This is a genomic window from Streptomyces sp. NPDC127097, assembly GCF_042724075.1.
Taxonomy (GTDB): domain Bacteria; phylum Actinomycetota; class Actinomycetes; order Streptomycetales; family Streptomycetaceae; genus Streptomyces.
This window is the reverse complement of sequence record NZ_JBHXFI010000001.1, coordinates 156,224-170,658: the sequence shown is the minus strand read 5'-3', so window position 1 is coordinate 170,658 and position 14,435 is coordinate 156,224. Positions and strand designations below refer to the sequence as shown.

At 66.5% G+C, this 14,435-nt stretch carries 16 protein-coding genes; all 16 read right to left on the bottom strand.

The genetic code is table 11. From position 1 onward, the window contains the following. Positions 1–101: 101 nt before the first annotated feature. The 16 genes from ACFWJW_RS00750 to ACFWJW_RS00675 all read right to left on the bottom strand — a co-directional run bounded on the left by ACFWJW_RS00750 (position 102) and on the right by ACFWJW_RS00675 (position 14,430). On the bottom strand, positions 102–2,378 hold the full coding sequence (locus ACFWJW_RS00750) for a phage/plasmid primase, P4 family (protein WP_387232849.1): 2,277 nt from the start codon (positions 2,376–2,378) through the stop codon (positions 102–104). 248 nt (positions 2,379–2,626) lie between these two features. Continuing rightward, on the bottom strand, positions 2,627–3,010 hold the full coding sequence (locus tag ACFWJW_RS00745) for a hypothetical protein (protein WP_328386326.1): 384 nt from the start codon (positions 3,008–3,010) through the stop codon (positions 2,627–2,629). Then, positions 3,007–3,255 (bottom strand): hypothetical protein, encoded by a 249-nt coding sequence (locus ACFWJW_RS00740; protein ID WP_328386325.1) that lies wholly within the window; start codon positions 3,253–3,255, stop codon positions 3,007–3,009. The genes ACFWJW_RS00745 and ACFWJW_RS00740 overlap by 4 nt, the downstream gene beginning before the upstream one ends. Before the next feature lie 87 nt (positions 3,256–3,342). Beyond that, positions 3,343–3,615: a hypothetical protein gene (locus ACFWJW_RS00735; protein ID WP_387232844.1), complete on the bottom strand. Its 273-nt coding sequence runs from the start codon at positions 3,613–3,615 to the stop codon at positions 3,343–3,345. A 72-nt stretch (positions 3,616–3,687) separates the two neighbouring features. Beyond that, positions 3,688–4,413 carry a hypothetical protein gene (locus ACFWJW_RS00730; RefSeq protein ID WP_387232841.1) on the bottom strand — a complete coding sequence of 242 codons (726 nt, stop codon included), beginning with the start codon at positions 4,411–4,413 and terminating at the stop codon, positions 3,688–3,690. Between the two features lie 124 nt (positions 4,414–4,537). Next, on the bottom strand, positions 4,538–5,236 hold the full coding sequence (locus ACFWJW_RS00725) for a hypothetical protein (protein ID WP_387232838.1): 699 nt from the start codon (positions 5,234–5,236) through the stop codon (positions 4,538–4,540). Between the two features lie 245 nt (positions 5,237–5,481). Next, positions 5,482–6,513 carry a hypothetical protein gene (locus ACFWJW_RS00720; protein WP_387232835.1) on the bottom strand — a complete coding sequence of 344 codons (1,032 nt, stop codon included), beginning with the start codon at positions 6,511–6,513 and terminating at the stop codon, positions 5,482–5,484. Between the two features lie 129 nt (positions 6,514–6,642). Further along, complete coding sequence (locus ACFWJW_RS00715) at positions 6,643–7,299, bottom strand: hypothetical protein (protein ID WP_387232832.1); 657 nt, start codon at positions 7,297–7,299, stop codon at positions 6,643–6,645. A 136-nt stretch (positions 7,300–7,435) separates the two neighbouring features. Further along, a complete protein-coding gene (locus ACFWJW_RS00710; RefSeq protein ID WP_387232829.1) occupies positions 7,436–7,675 on the bottom strand; it encodes a hypothetical protein in 240 nt (79 codons plus the stop codon). 16 nt (positions 7,676–7,691) lie between these two features. Then, positions 7,692–7,937, bottom strand: a complete 246-nt coding sequence (locus tag ACFWJW_RS00705; RefSeq protein WP_387232826.1) for a hypothetical protein — start codon at positions 7,935–7,937, stop codon at positions 7,692–7,694. Further along, positions 7,924–8,673, bottom strand: a complete 750-nt coding sequence (locus ACFWJW_RS00700) for a hypothetical protein (RefSeq protein ID WP_387232823.1) — start codon at positions 8,671–8,673, stop codon at positions 7,924–7,926. The genes ACFWJW_RS00705 and ACFWJW_RS00700 overlap by 14 nt, the downstream gene beginning before the upstream one ends. Continuing rightward, entirely contained in the window at positions 8,657–9,826 is a 1,170-nt protein-coding gene (locus ACFWJW_RS00695; RefSeq protein WP_387232821.1) for a hypothetical protein, read from the bottom strand. The genes ACFWJW_RS00700 and ACFWJW_RS00695 overlap by 17 nt, the downstream gene beginning before the upstream one ends. A gap of 12 nt (positions 9,827–9,838) precedes the next feature. Then, positions 9,839–10,846, bottom strand: a complete 1,008-nt coding sequence (locus tag ACFWJW_RS00690) for a hypothetical protein (RefSeq protein ID WP_387232818.1) — start codon at positions 10,844–10,846, stop codon at positions 9,839–9,841. A gap of 11 nt (positions 10,847–10,857) precedes the next feature. Beyond that, positions 10,858–11,247, bottom strand: a complete 390-nt coding sequence (locus ACFWJW_RS00685) for a phage distal tail protein (RefSeq protein ID WP_387232815.1) — start codon at positions 11,245–11,247, stop codon at positions 10,858–10,860. Further along, positions 11,238–11,729, bottom strand: a complete 492-nt coding sequence (locus tag ACFWJW_RS00680) for a hypothetical protein (protein ID WP_387232813.1) — start codon at positions 11,727–11,729, stop codon at positions 11,238–11,240. Before ACFWJW_RS00680 ends, ACFWJW_RS00685 begins: the two co-directional genes overlap by 10 nt. A gap of 1 nt (position 11,730) precedes the next feature. Then, a complete protein-coding gene (locus ACFWJW_RS00675) occupies positions 11,731–14,430 on the bottom strand; it encodes a hypothetical protein (protein WP_387232810.1) in 2,700 nt (899 codons plus the stop codon). Between the last annotated feature and the right edge of the window lie 5 nt (positions 14,431–14,435).

Genomic DNA, 14,435 nt, shown 5'->3' with positions numbered 1-14,435 from the left:
ACGGGGCCAGCCGCCGGCCGCCATGGCGGCCGGCCTGTGTCGCGGCATGCGAAAAGGGGGCCGGCCCGCAGGCCGACCCCCTCTTTCGGTGGTGTCGCGTCTTACTTCGGCTGACCGAAGATGTCTGCACCGGTGTTGTCTGGGGCCGGTTTCACGGCCCGGCAGTCGCGCAGGTCGCGAAACCCCCTCACGCCTCTGTGCACGCCACTGCCGGCCCCTTCAGCCACGCCAGGGAAGGCGCGCACGGCCGCGTACACCTTCGGTTTGGTCATGGGGTGTCGGATGCCGGAGTCTTCGCACCACATCCGGTAGCGCTCCCAGACCTCCGTCCGGGGCGTGAACTCCCCTTCCACCACTTCGAATTCGTCTCCGCCCGCCTCGATGAACCCACTCAGGGGGTGGGAGGCGTCGCGGTATCTGGCAGTGGCCTTGTCCACGGCTTTCGGGAAGGTCAGGCCCTTGCCGGCCTTGTACTGGGCGTACCACTCGATGGCCCCCCGCACCGCCCATGCGGCTATCCCGGCGCTCTCCTGGGCGAGTGCCGACTTGAGGTGCCGGTCCTCCCGCCCGCGGAAGTCGGCCAGCCACGGCACGACGCGAACGCGCTGCCACAATGCGGCATCCGTCGCATCCACATCCGGCGGGTAATTCGTATCCACCTGGACCAGAGCCGTGGGCCGGAACGTGATCTCCGACCGGGCGTAGACGCCACGGGCCGTTATTGACTGGTCGCCGGTCAGCGACTTCATCAGGGCTTGGTCCAGTTTCATGCCGGCCGGCCACTCGCTGGAGAGGACCAGCCGCTTTCCGCGAAGGCCCACAATGTCGGCCCGGGGCCCGCCGCTCTCCCGCCGGCGTTCGAACAACGAAGGGTCCGCCCTCTTGATCAGCTCCCGGAACACGTTCTCCAGGCTGTCCGTGAACGTCGTCTTCCCGTTCGTGGTCTCCCCGACGTGCATCACAAAGATCCGCTCCACGGCGTGGCCCGTGATGCCGTAGCCGGTCAACATGCGAAGGAAGTCCGGTGCCTGTGGGCTGGTGGGGTGGCACTCCGCAAGGAAGCGCTCCCAACGCGGCGCCTGGGCGTTCGCGTCGTAGTCCAGGTTCACGAAGTAGGTGTTCATGTCCTGCGGCGCGTGCTCGCGCATTGCGCCGTTGCGCAGGTCAATCACCGCATTGCGGAACGCCAGCAAGTGGGGGAAGGCGTCGAATTCGGTCAGGTCGGCGTAGACGCCGGGGATGGACGCCAGCATGTCCACCATGGCCTTGACCCGGCTGGCGTTCTGGCTCTGGTGGACGTGCTTTGCCAGCCGCTCCGGGTCTTGCCCCTTCTCCTGGGGCATGGCGTGGATCACGGCCCGCACATCTGCATACAGGGCCTCTTGTGGAACGGTCCGCCAGTGCCGGCCGGTCCACTTCAGCACCCCGACTCCCGGCACCATCCGTATGTGGCCGCCCAGTTGGCGGTACAGGCGCTCCGCGTTGCCCAGGTCTGTGAGGGGCAGCGGGGGGCTTGCTGTCTCTGTGGTGCGGTCCGGAACATGTTCCGGCTCCCCGGTCGCCACGTCTACGACGTGCACAGCGGCGCGCCGGACGGCCGTCCGCAGCACGACTGGGAAGGCGTCGGTGTCCCGGGCGCGCCAGTCGGTCAGGTCGTCCCCCTGGTGGGCTATCTCCAGAAGGCGGACCACGAGGCCGGCTCGGGTGAGGGCGTCAGCGAGTGTGGTGTTAAAGCCGGCGCCGCCGGCGTCATGGTCGCCGGCAAGGATCACCTCCCTGTCCCCCAGGCCGGCCGCCAGCTCCTCCACCAGCCCCTCATTGCCGGCCAGGGTGGCGCCCCGGATGGGCACGGCGTCATAGTCCGCGGCAACGGCCGTCAGCCCGTCGCCGGGGCCTTCCGTGATGAACACGGGGCCGGTGTTGCTGGCACGCAGGACGCCGTACTTGCCCCACTCGGCTCCGTCCGGGTTGGACAGGCTGACCCACCGTGCTGGACAGTCGCCCGTCAGGTCACGGCCCTGGAGTCCTTTGGGGACGCCGTGGAAGTCCACGAGCGGGACCGTGAGACGGGGATAGCGCTGGTAGGCCGGCGACCGGTGCGGGAATACCTCGTCCACGCCCAGGGCGTCCAAGCCCAGGCCCAGGTCCGCGGCCTTTTCCGCGTCGAGGCCGAATCGCTGCCAGACGTACGCCCGCGCCTGCGCGGCCTCGTCGCTCTCCCCCAGGAGGGCCAGGTTCGTGGTGTCCACGTAGGTGGCCAGGCTCGCGATGTGCCCAGGAGTGAGGTCTCCCGGCACGGGCTTGGAGGAGACCGTGACGCCCTCCCCGGGCGCCCAGTCGTACAGGTCTGCCGCGCTCCAGCCCAGCGCCGCCAGCACCTTGGCCCGGTCCTGGCACACCCAGCAATTGACCAGGAGGCTCCCGTCCTCCTTGAGCCGGAACCACAGGGAGGGGCGGCTGTCCTCGTGAGCCGGGCACTGGACGCCATACTCCCCGCGCTCCTCCACAACCTGTGGGAAACGGCCCAGGAACTCCGCGAGACTTTTCAAAATCCCCTCCAACGCAAAAACGGGCGTGCACCGGTCCAGACCGTTGTCTGGGACCGGTTACACGCCCGCTTGGGGATCTATCCGCGCCGGCCGTCCTTGAGCAGCCGGCCGAAAGTTTCCAGGTCCATCACGACGTAGCCATGACGAACGTTCTTCCCGCGGCGTTTGACCACGGCGGCCCCGTAGGGAACTTCAGCGTTAGCGGCCTCTCGGTTGGCTTGCTCCACGTAGGCCGAGAAGCGGTGCGATTTCTCGTCCTTGGCCTCCAGGACGAACGGGTACGCGTCGATATCACCTGTGTCGTGCTGACCGGTCTGCACCTTGCGACTGATCGGCATCAGGTGACGCGCCCCGAACTTTGGGGCCCCGCTCTCCGCCAGCGGGATACCCAAGACCTCGTTGAGGTACCGGACTATGGCCGTCTCCCAGGCTGTGCCGCGGGATTTGTTCGGGTTGCTCACACCATCCGCTCCCAGACGAGAACGGCGCTCTCCACATGGGCGTCAACGTGGGAAGGGCCCCAACCTCGTTGCTCCTGGGCCAAGTTCTTCCAGAGCGTGGTCCGCCGGCGTGCGACGGCCGCTGTGTCGTACGGCCCTTCCGCGTGCCGGCATGTGCGCTCCGGCTGGTCAGCGGTGGCCGCGTAGGTCTTCACGATCACGGCGCGGTACACCCGGTCCGCGTCTACTGCGATGGTGCGTGCCATCAGCTCTGTCACTCCTTGAGGCCGGAACATGTTCCGGCCACGACAGGGCCCCGTCACAGTCATGACGGGGCCGATGTGGTCGGGGTTTTAAAGGTCGTCACCAGGGATCGTGACCGCGACGTGTTCAGCCGCAATCGTCTCTACCCGGAAACTCCGCCGGCGGACGAACCCAGATTCCTGCCCGGTGGGCTTCACCTTGAGCAGGGGCACGACCCGCCCGCCGATGATCGCGGACGTGGGCTTGATGACCACGGCCTCCGTCATGCGGACTCGATTGGCCTGCCTCGTCGCGTAGACGATGGTGTCCCCCGCGACGATGGGCGCCCCGGTGAAGTCGTGGATATGACCTCTCTTGCTCAAGCGAACTCTCCTCATACTGAGCGCGGTTACGGGATGTTGCAGTCGTCCAGCTGTGGACGTGACGGCCCGTGACTAAAACGGGGGCTCTTCAAGGGACTTCTTCAGCGAAGGGAGCGCCGCCTCCACGTTGGCCGGGGCAGGCCCGCGGACCTTGAGGAGAGGGTGGCGATAGGTCACGTCCACGCCGGCGGTTGTCGTGAACTCCACCAGCTCCAGGTACAGGTCACACAGGGCCGGCCCCTGCACCTTGTCCAGCGCGGTAAGGGTGGCCGGCAGAGACCGGGTGAAGTCCCAGGAGGAGGTCACCAGCCGGAAGACTCCCAGGGAGGGAGCGTCAGCCAGGCGGTAGCTGATCCGGATATCCGGCTTCGGGCCCCGGCCACTCTTCGCCAGGGCTCGGCGCTCCTTGAAGTCGCTCGGGCAGCCGCACGGCTTCCCGCGGTCCTCCTCCGGCTCCAGGAACGCGACGCCATCGCAGGCATGGATGACGCCCTGCATGCCGTACAGGGCCATGCGGGAGGAGACTGCCTCCGCCCCCTCCACGATGACGCGCACGCTGTCCGCGTTGGTCAGTACTTCACGGTTGTCTTCCTTGGTGGTCTCCCACTCCTGCGGGGTGCCTCCATACAGGCCGGCCACGGCATCGGCCACTTCCGGATCTCCGGTAGTGATCCGCCAAGCGGGCAGGGCCACAGGCCGGTTGTTCAGGAGCTGACCGGCACGGAAGCGGCCCACGAAGTCGGAGCTGAAGGTCTTCGGCAGGGCGTTGGGGTCGGTCTCGAAAATGCGCAGGGACACGCGGCCTCACTTGAATTCGCTTGACGGTGTGGGCAGCGCAAGGCCCCGGGGGCGTATGAACAGCCAGCCCGGGGCCTTGGCTCTCGGTGTCGTTGTCTGGGGGCCGTTACGGCCCCCAGGCCAGCTACTTGCGGCGCTGGCTGCCCGTCTCTGCCTCACCGCCGGAGGCGACCGGCCGGCCGATCACTCCGCGCTTGATCTCCCGGTCCCAGTCGAAGACCGCCCGGAGGTTCAAGAACACGTCGAACAGCTCCGGGGCGTGGCGGACGGGAACGAGCTTCCAGCCCTCTGGGCGGACGTGGAGAACGGCCGCCGCGTCGATGACCGGCAGGGGCTCAGATGCGCCAGTGTCAGCGCGGACGATGCGGTCCGCATTGCTGTACGCAGCAAGCTGGAGGGCCACGTCCTCATGCACGCCGGAACGGGTCGTCTTGAAGTCCAGCATCACGACTTCCCCCGCGATTTCGCAGATCGCATCGAAAGAACCCGCGTAGTTATGGCTGTCACTCCATACGGCATCCTCGATGTAGATGAAGCGGGGTTTCACCGTCTCCAGAAACTCCCGGAAGTGCCTTACGAAAGGCTCAAGTTCGGGGTGGACACGGCCAGGGTTCTGGCCCCGCGCAAGTCGCTCGAAGAGGTCATGGGCGGCGGTGCCGGTCTCCGCGGCCTCCTTGGTGATCCGCCGCGGGGCACCCTTGAGGTAATCCACCGCGCCGGCCGGGTCCTGCATGGCCAGGCCCACCAGGGCACCGAGGTTGGTCACGGCCGCCGTGGCCACTTCCTTGGCCGCCCAGAACTGGAGGAACGGCTTCGGCTGCATCGACAGAATGGAGGTCACGCCCGGGGCCTTGGCACCCGAGTCACTATCGACGTAGAAACGGCTTCCGCTGCGCGTGATGGTGCTAAGGGCTCCCAATGCCCAACTCCCCTACTACAGGGCCTTCTAAGGCCGCTTGTGGCTTCCGGGGGAGTTGTCTGGGAGGGGTTACGCGGCGGCCGATCAGGCAGAGCAAAGCCCCCGCTCCAGGTATGGAGCGGGGGCTTGTTGAGCGCTCTGCAGAACGGTCAGGCGGTAGCGTCGCCGGTGGCGGGCGCTTCGAGTTCCTGGAGCTTGGCCAGGAGGGCGTCCGCCTTCGCGCGGGTCTCCTCCAGCGTCTGGCGGAACGTCTTGCGCTGGGCCGGGCTCAGGGCCACAAGCTGTGCCTCGTGGTAGGCCGAAATACCGGCGTCGATCTTGCGGGCAAGGACCACCATCTGGGCTCCGTCTGCCGTGCCCTTGGCCTTCTTAACGTCCTTCGCGCCCTTGTCCACCTCTACCAGGGCCTTAGCCTGCTTCTGGGCAAGCCCCTGGCGTTGTCCCCGCGTCAGGGCCTGCACCCCGTAGTAGTCGTGCTCCTTCGCCGGGATGCGCTCCCGCTTACGGTCCTCGATGTGGTGACCGATGGCCCGCCGAGTACTGCCCTCACTGTCGGCGGGGATACCGGCCTCCCTCAGGAGGGCATCAGCCACCGCCCGGTACGCCGCGGAGCCACCGTTCCAGTCAATGCGGCCGTTGTCGTCCTTGAACAGGCTCCGCAGGTCCATGAGCTTGTGGGAGATCTCCCGGAGCAATTCCGTGGCCCGGCCCTCCACGCTGTTGTACTCCGCCACCAAGGGCTTGGCTGCGTTGTAGATCTCGGAGACCTTCGGGTCCTCCAGGGCCTTGAGAGCAGTCGGGGTAGGACCGCCGACAATCGTTCCCTCAACCGCGCGGCGGGACAGTGCCACTGCCTTGTCCGCAGCGTCCTTGTTCTCCGCAGCCTTCTTCGCCATGCGCGCGGTGATCTCGTCTGCCGTAAGAGACGGGGCAGGCGCCGGCGACGCCATTTGGGCCTTCTCGAACGCCTCTCGGATCTCCGCCCGAACCCGGCCAGAGCCAACGTTCTCGTAACCGACCGACTTAGCCCACTCGCGCATCTCCGCGTTCTTCGCCGCGTCGGCCGAAGGGCGGGCCGTGACCTTGCCCTGTGCAGGCTTGGCCGGCGCACGCCGCTCCGCCGTCTTCTTGGTGCTCTTGGCCGGCCCTTGCTTGGTGGTGCTTGTCTCCTTGGCTGCCATGTTGGCCCCCTCCTGGGTGCTGGTCTTCGTGCCGTACTGGAGTGCCGCCACCGGAGTCTTGCCTTCTCCGGTGACCGAGCAAGGAAACCGTAACACAACACAACTCCGTACGGGTTGTGTTTTGCCCGTCTAGCGAACCTCGAACTTCTCCCCGCACACGTCGCAGGTGACGCCACCCTGGGCATAACTGGTCTTGGCCATGTACATCTTGCGCCCACACCCGCACGTCAGGCCCAGGCGGGAGTCCGTACGCCCTGCGGCCTTCGGCGCTGCGGCTGCGGCCTTCTTCGCCGTGCGCTTCCATGTCTTGAGCGCGCCGTCCAGGGCATCGAGTAGGGGTGCGTACGTGTCTTGCGTTTCCTTGGTCAAGCGAACGTCCGAGAACCCCCGCTTCAGATCCCGAGCCATCCCCTCTGGCCAGGCAAGACCGAATTCCAATGCAGCTTCGCGGAACTTGCGGTTATGCCACTTGTACCGGTTGGTGCAGTCCCGGATTCCACGCAGGGCACATTGGGCGTGGGTGGCCTGATGGAGGATGGCAGTAAGAACCGCCTTGGGCCCCGCTTGCAGTGTCTCGCCGGACAGGCGAAGCTCCGGCGGCTCCGTCGAGACCACGGCCGTGACCTCCTGAGCGGCCACGCTGTCGCGCAAGCTCCATCTCAACCCGTCCTTTGTGACAGCCGCACCGGTGGTGACCGTCACGTCCGGCAGGTCCGGATGCCGACCCTGGATGACCTCCCATGCGGTTTCCAGGGCAGCCAAGATCGCCGCGTTGTTGTCACTCATGGGGGGTGCCTTCCGTTGAATACAGACAGGCGCAGATTACCACCGGCATTACCCGTACGGGGGAATTCCGTTTTTGCTTGAACATGAAAATGGCCCGGACTGACCGGAGTTGAGTCCGATCAGTCCGGGCCATTGATCATTCAATGATCTTGCCGTCATAGGTCTTCGCGTGAGCCTTGGAGGCCGCCACCTTCCGAGAGGCGGCCTCACCCAGTGCCAGCGTGACCAGTCCCATCAGGACCGCCACCAGTTCCTTACTGCCGATGGCTGCGTTGATCTGCGGGTACTGGTGGCTAAGCCAACCAACCAAGGCCGCAATGGCCGCGTGCACCCGCACAGGGTTGGCCCGCAGCCAGGCCCGTGTTGTCTCGAACATCCATACTCCGTTTCTGTTAAGCGCCCTTGGTGGCCGCCAGGTACAGCGCCCCGAGCGTGCCCAGCAGCGTCAGGGGCAGGGCCGCCATCCACCGCTCCAGCCGATCCACGCGATTGCCTTGCGCCTCCTGGGTGTGGATCACCGCCTCCAGGTCCTGACGCATGTCGCGGAGGTCGTGGCGCGCGCCCGTCACCTGGTCATAGATCTCCCGCGCAGAGATCGTCACCTCCAGTCGGTCCCCGTCCTGGTCACTCGGGCTCACCGCCCTCTCCCTTCTCCACCGGCGCCTTCGGCACCTCGTCCTTGGCCAGGGTGTTGCGCTGGTAAGCACCGATCACGTGAGTGGTGATCCGGCCGGCGCCCTTGCTGACGCGATGGCGCATGCGCCAGGTGGTATCGGTGAAGTGGCTGATCCCGTGCATGGGTCGGGTCACGGTGTGTGTGGTCCACGCGCCGGCTCTGCCGCCAACAGCCGTCCAGGTCTCCCACTCCTCGTAACCGTCGCCGGTGGAGCACTCCAAGACCACGCTCGCGGTAGCCCCTGCTGGCGCGTACGTCTCCGTGACGAGGTGGAGGACCGGGCACTGGACGCGGGTGGCTGCGTACCAACTGACGACTCCGCCCTTGGCCTTACTCGCGGTGGACCATCCCGGAGTGGGCTGCCACGGGATGGGCAGGGCCGGCCGGCCCAGGTAGCCGTCCGCCCAGGGATCGTCCATGACGATGGCCTCACCGCTCCGGCTGAACAGCCGGATCATCTGGGCGTCATGTGCGGTGCGATCCACCCCCACCGCGAGAGCCTGCGTGCCGTCCTGCCGGCCAAGGACGGTGCCCCAGTCTTCCCGGGGGGTCTGCCCAACTGCCAGCACTCGCTTACCGTCCGGGGTTTCGGCTCGGAGCTGGCCGCCTTCGCCGATCACCACGTCACCGCGCTGGATCTCGTCCAGGGCCGGCGCCTTGTTCGCGGCACTGGTCAGGTCCTTAAGCTGCCGCTCCACCCGCTTGAGTCGATCCGTTATGTCCTGCGGCACGTGGGCCACTGTTCGCCTCCAAATACAGTTCCAAGCTGGCGCCGGCTCCGCGTTCGGCCGGCGTTGCCTGCCAACCCACCACCCGGTACGAGGCGTCCAGTCCCTCGTAGTGCCAGGTGTCCGCGATGCGCAGGCGCACGGTTGCCCCGATCAGGTCGGGGGCGATCTGGTCATCCAGCCGTACGCGCAGGGTGGGGATGGTGACCGGCTGCCGCGCGGCGTCCAGGTCCGCGCGGGCGTGTTCGTTGAGCGTCTTGGCGTCGCGCACGGTGTTGTAGTCGCTGCTGCCATCCAGCCGGGGCCAGCCGGCCGCCAGCTCCTCCGCGGCCTCAAGTCGTTCCGACAGAAGCGGCGTGCTGGCAGCGGCCTGGTTGCGGTTGGTGGTGGCCCCGCGCGACTGCCACACGGTTGCCACCTGGGTGGCGTCCTGCGGCCACGAGTAGGCCAGGACATTGCCCGGATAGGTCAGCATCAACGGGCGCTGCCCGGTACGGATCACCGGGTATCCGAGCTGCAAGGACTTGGTGCGTGCGCCGGCCTCTGAGCGGGAGACCCTGATCCGCCACTCAAAGCCGTTGTCCACCTTGGCCAGGTCGTCCAGGGCTTCGCGGACCTTCGGTACTTCGTCGCCGCCCACCTTGCGTGTCCGGCGTACGCCAGAGGTTTGCGCCGGGTCCATGACGATCCCCAGGTCTCCACCTGGCTGCATCTGGGTGTACTCCACGAGCTGGCGCGCGATGGCCAGTTGATCAAGGTGAGTGGCGGTCTGTCGGTCGTAGATGATGCGGTGGTCCAGGTAGCTGTCCCAGGTAGCCGCCTGAAGATCTGCGGTGACAAATCCGTGGTCGTCTGTCTGGGGTGTCAGCGTCCAGACGATTCCGCCCCACCACAGTTCGCGGCCCCGCTCCACCCATACCGCCGTGCGGCCGGGCTGGATGGCCTGTTGCACGCGGGCGGACATGGAGCGGTCCGGGATCGGGATGGTTCCCGCCAGTGATCCGGCCTTGCCTATGTAGTCGTCAAACTTCAGCCCCTTGACGGGCAAGGCGTCCAGGAGCCGGTCCGTTCCCAGGTCCGTGAACAGGAGGCGGAACGGTAGGTCCGGAACATGTTCCGGCACCCTCCACCTCCTCTACTTGTCCAGCGGGTACGTGATCCCGGTGAAGGCCGCCCAGGTGGTCACGCCCTCCGGGACGATCAGCCGTACCTGTCCCGTCGTGGTGAAATCGATCTTCATCGGGACGCCGCCGGCAGCCGCAGCAACGGGGCTGTAACGCTGGGGCTGGAAGCCGTCCGGTAGGGGCTTCGCCAGAACCACACCGTCGTTGGGCGGGTGACCCTTCTTGGTCCAGCTGATGCCACCTCGCCACTGCATGTGAGGGACACCAGCGATCGTGATGCGCCGGTAGCGCAGGGGGCCGGCGTTGTTGCCGTCGTTGTTGTAGCCCTCCGCCAGGGCGACGGGCACCCAAGCCACAGCCGCCTCCGGGGAGGGGTACGGCGTCCAGGCGGAACCGTCCCAGCGCTCCAGGCCGCCGGCGCTGTCGCGGTACTGACCCACATAAGCGCCGGACCAGCTATCGGACCAGCCGGGCGGGTTGATGCCACCGACAGAGGCTGTGCTCCGGCGCCGGTCGGTAACGGCGGTGGCCCAGTCCAGGCCGCCGGTCCACTGGGAGGCGCCAGCAGGGATCGTCACCTCATACAGAAGTTCCGCGGTGCCGGCCACGACGGGCGCCACGGGGTGGGCGGAGGCGGTGCCCTGGATGACCTCCAGGCGGGCCACGTCGTATCCCGCGGCGTCGTACTGCGCGTCGAGGACGCGAAGTACCACGGCATCAATGCGGGGGTGCTGGTAGTCGCCATCCGCGAAGGCCAGAACCTCCGGGGCTGTGACTGCCACGGGGTAGGCCCCCTGTCCGGCCCGGCCCTGGACGATCGCCCGTCCCGTCCCGATGGCCGCCTGCATATCGCTGACACGGGCCAGGGCGAACGGGTCGCCTCCCGGGATCACGCCGCCGCGTGTGGTCATCTCGCCGGTGGGCGTCATGGTGCCCACGGGGACCAGCCGCGTGTCCTCCCGGCTCTGGCCGGCCCCGCACTCGGAGCGGGTGACCAGCCAGCCACTACGTACCGTCAAGGTGTTTCTCCTTACCAAAAGGCAGAGCGCCAAAGGATCGAGACAGATGCGCGGGGGTCGTAGTGACCGCGCTCCGCGCTGAAGCGGAACCGGGTCAGGCCCGGCTCCAAGGTGAATGTCCGCTCCGGCGCACTGCGGGCCGTAGCGGTATCGAGTCGGGAAACGCTCCCGTTGAGGACAGCCGTTCCGGCCGCGCAATCGACCGTGAGCGTGTCGTCTGGGCCCAGGGCCACGGCGTACTCCAGGGCCCGGCCGCCCTCCTCATCGATGAGCGCGGGGAACTTGAGGGGGCCGTGGAACACCACAACGGGGTGAGAAGCGGCTTCCCCGGCGTTCTCCACCTCCAGCCACCCGTCCCCTGCCTTGGTGGCGTCCCAGTCCAGGGGCCAGGTCAGCGCCATTCAAGACCCCGTTCCGCCCGCGGGAGCGTCGTCCTTGCCACGCGCTGGGTCACTTCGTAGCGCCGGGGGTCGGAGGCTTCCCACACCAGGGAGCCGGTGGGCTCTCCGCGGGTGTACTTCTGATCCGCGGGGAGGGCGCGCTTCGTGATGCGGGCCCAGATCAACCGCCGGGTGCCGGCGAGTTGGATCACAAGGGGTTGCTCCTCCTGGCGAATGCCGGTGACCCGGCGGAGTTGGTCCAGGAGGAGGGGGAAGTCCTGACGGCGGGCCGGCAGGATACGGAAGTCCCACGTAAGAGTCCGGATGCCAGCCAGGAGCGGGCCGGGCCATGCCCCGTGTTGGGTAGGCATGGCCACGGTCCCATTCTCTATGTCCGGCAGGTCATCCCAGCCGGTGAGCTGCACCCCCACGTAGGAAGTCGTTTCTCCCAACAGGAGGCCGCCCCACTGCATTTGGCCATCCCGGGTAATCAGGTCGTCCACGTCACCCCCGTGCCTTCATGCGCCATTCCAATTCGCGGGCAACTTGCTGGGGCGAGATACCGCCCGCGTGGAAGTTCTCGATCTGCACCGAAGCGCCACCACCCGCCGGGCCCACAACGCCCAGGCCCGAACGGACCGGAACATGTTCCGGTCCCATCGCCGCGGACCCTCCGACCCACATGGAAAAGTTGTCGGTGATCCCGCCCAACTGGCGCCGCAAGAGCGGAACTTGATCAGAGATACCGGACATGAAGCCCTGCATCACCAGACGGCCATTGGGCGTCAGGATGCGGCGGTCCACAGATGGCGGGCCCTTCCAGGAGGTCAGGCTGTGCGTCAGGTTCTGGAGTGTGTTCTTCACTCCAGAAATCCTGGAGGTAATACCGCTGATGAAACCGCCCAGGAGCTGCCGCCCAGCGTTGACCAAATAGCCTCCGAGATTACCCAAAGCCCTCAAAGCCCTACCAGGGATGCTGGCGAAAAAGGCCATGATTTGCGGCGCGTGAGCACGAAGCGAGGCGCCCATTTGCTGCATGGCCGCTCCGGCAAATGCGAACAACTTTGGCCCCATTCTCAGAATGAAGCCAGGAGCCTGGAGCGCTAGCCGAGCGAAAAGCGGGAGGATCTTACCGATCCCCAAGAGGACGATTTGACCGATCGCCTTGAAGATCGTCCCGAAGTGGTCTTTGATTCCCGTAAGCAATTGCTTCGCGGATTGTATGGCTCCGGAGAAGTCACCGCGCAGCAGGTTGGTAATTAGGTGGATCGCTGGCACCACGATATTCTTGATCTGAGACGCCAAAAGACCAGCGAGAATTCCCGCCAGTTTACCGATGATGGAAATAATCGGAGTGATCACGGGCATGAGCGCCTTTAGGGCGCCCATCAATGCAGATCCCAGAGCCGTGACCAGCGGACCAAGCGCCTTCATCAATTGCCCCAGAGCGCCACCGATGGTGGCCAGGGCCGGCGCGAGTGCCGCAATCAACTGCCCGGCGATCTTGAAGATGATCCCCAGAAGTTGACTGGCAATCGAAAGAATAGGTCCGATAATTGCCGGGAGCTGGGCGAGAATTGGCTTCAGTGCACCCATTAGGGTATTTACGAGTTGGCCAATTAGTGCGCCCACCCGGATAAGTACGGGCCCCAAAGCTCCAGCCAATTGCCCGACCAGTTGACCAATAATCGGCAGAATAGAACCGAGCGCAGACGAAAGGGAAGAGACAACAGGCCCCAGCGCCGTACCCAATTGCGCGGCGAGCCGGGCAAGAATTGGCCCGACCGTGGCCGCCAAAGTCTGAATCGGCCCGGCAAGGTTTGCCACCAGAGAATTCAGTAGCGGCATGACAGCCCGAAGGGCAGCCCCGAGCGTTCCGGAGATTACGCCACCCAGCGCCGAAAGCGTCTGGAAAAGCGCCGTGAATGTGGCCTGCGCCTGCGGCGTCGCCGTAACTCGCGCGGCCGTCGCGGCTATCTGGGAGAGCACCCCCAGAAATCCCGCGCCGGCTGCCGCTGCCGGCCCAAAGACGTTCCCCAGGGTCGTACCGATATTTGCCAGGGTGCCGAACAGGGTTCGCACCATGGCTAGGGCGTGTTCGATGGTCGCTTGCATGGCGCCGGAGTTGAACGCCCCGGTCATCTTCTGGGACAGCGATTGCAGGGCAGTGCCGGCAGAGGCTGTCAGCCGCTGAAATGCGGGGGCGGCTGCGGCCCCAATCTGGGTCAGTCCCTTGATGAGGACCGCCGGGAGACCCGAGAGATTCCGCAGGCCCGCCGTGGCCCCGCTCAGGGCCTGCCCCAACGTCCCGTTGCTGGCCAGCGTCTTGACCGCGTTCATGGCGCCGGCCGCCATCTGGTTGAGAGCCCCAGCCGCTCCGGTGAGGCCAGTTCGAAGAACGGGCAGCACGGATGAAGCGGTCCGGGCCAGGTCGTCGCCCAGGCCCTTGAACAGGGCTCCCTGTACGGAGGTCTGGAGGCCCTGCCAAGCCGGCTTGAGGGCTTGCACCTCTGCGACGAACGCGCGGGCAGAGGGCGCCAACTTGGCCATGGCGTCCGCGTCGCCCTTCAGCGCTGCGGCCACGCCGCTCATGCCGATCTTGATTGCCGCTCCGGCGGCACCGACAGCCAGGAGGGCCGGAGCCGCGATGCCAGCGGCTGGCGCCATCTGTGCCAGGGAGGACAACAGGCTGACCACAGCCGGGACCGCGGAGGCCACGGAAGTGAGCTGGCCCAGGCTGCCCATCAGCGATCCCAGACCGGCCCCTGAACCACCTAGGTTCGATAGGGAAGCACCCAGCCTGTTGAGCCCTGATCGGTCAGCCTGGACATCTACCGTGACCACCGGGCGCGGACGAATGCCGGCCAGCTCTGCGCGAAGTCTCGTGACTTCGCCTGGTGCAATCGCCAGGCGAACCAAGACTTTTGCCTTGACCATGGCCAGCCCGCGGCGCAGATCTGCCGCGAAGCGCGTCATATCCGGTGTGACCGGAACTCGAACGCCCTTGATCGTTCGCTTCGTGCGGTCCAGGTCCGCCCGCAGCTCCGGCGCGAACCGCGAAACGTCCGGCAGAACAGAGACCTTGACCTGAGCCCTTGCCTCGATCCGGTCCAAGAAGGTCTGTGTACGGGCTGCAAAGCCGTCGGTGGCCGGCAGTACGCGAATGGCGAGCCGGCCGACTTCCCGCCCCCCGGGTCCGGCCATGAATG

Coding starts and splice junctions, on each gene's coding strand:
- ACFWJW_RS00740 (WP_328386325.1), bottom strand. CDS start 3,255: ATGGCACGCACCATCGCAGTAGACGCGGACCGGGTGTACCGCGCCGTG.
- ACFWJW_RS00725 (WP_387232838.1), bottom strand. CDS start 5,236: ATGCAGCCGAAGCCGTTCCTCCAGTTCTGGGCGGCCAAGGAAGTGGCC.
- ACFWJW_RS00720 (WP_387232835.1), bottom strand. CDS start 6,513: ATGGCAGCCAAGGAGACAAGCACCACCAAGCAAGGGCCGGCCAAGAGC.
- ACFWJW_RS00715 (WP_387232832.1), bottom strand. CDS start 7,299: ATGAGTGACAACAACGCGGCGATCTTGGCTGCCCTGGAAACCGCATGG.
- ACFWJW_RS00710 (WP_387232829.1), bottom strand. CDS start 7,675: ATGTTCGAGACAACACGGGCCTGGCTGCGGGCCAACCCTGTGCGGGTG.
- ACFWJW_RS00685 (WP_387232815.1), bottom strand. CDS start 11,247: ATGGCGCTGACCTGGCCCCTGGACTGGGACGCCACCAAGGCAGGGGAC.
- ACFWJW_RS00675 (WP_387232810.1), bottom strand. CDS start 14,430: ATGGCCGGACCCGGGGGGCGGGAAGTCGGCCGGCTCGCCATTCGCGTA.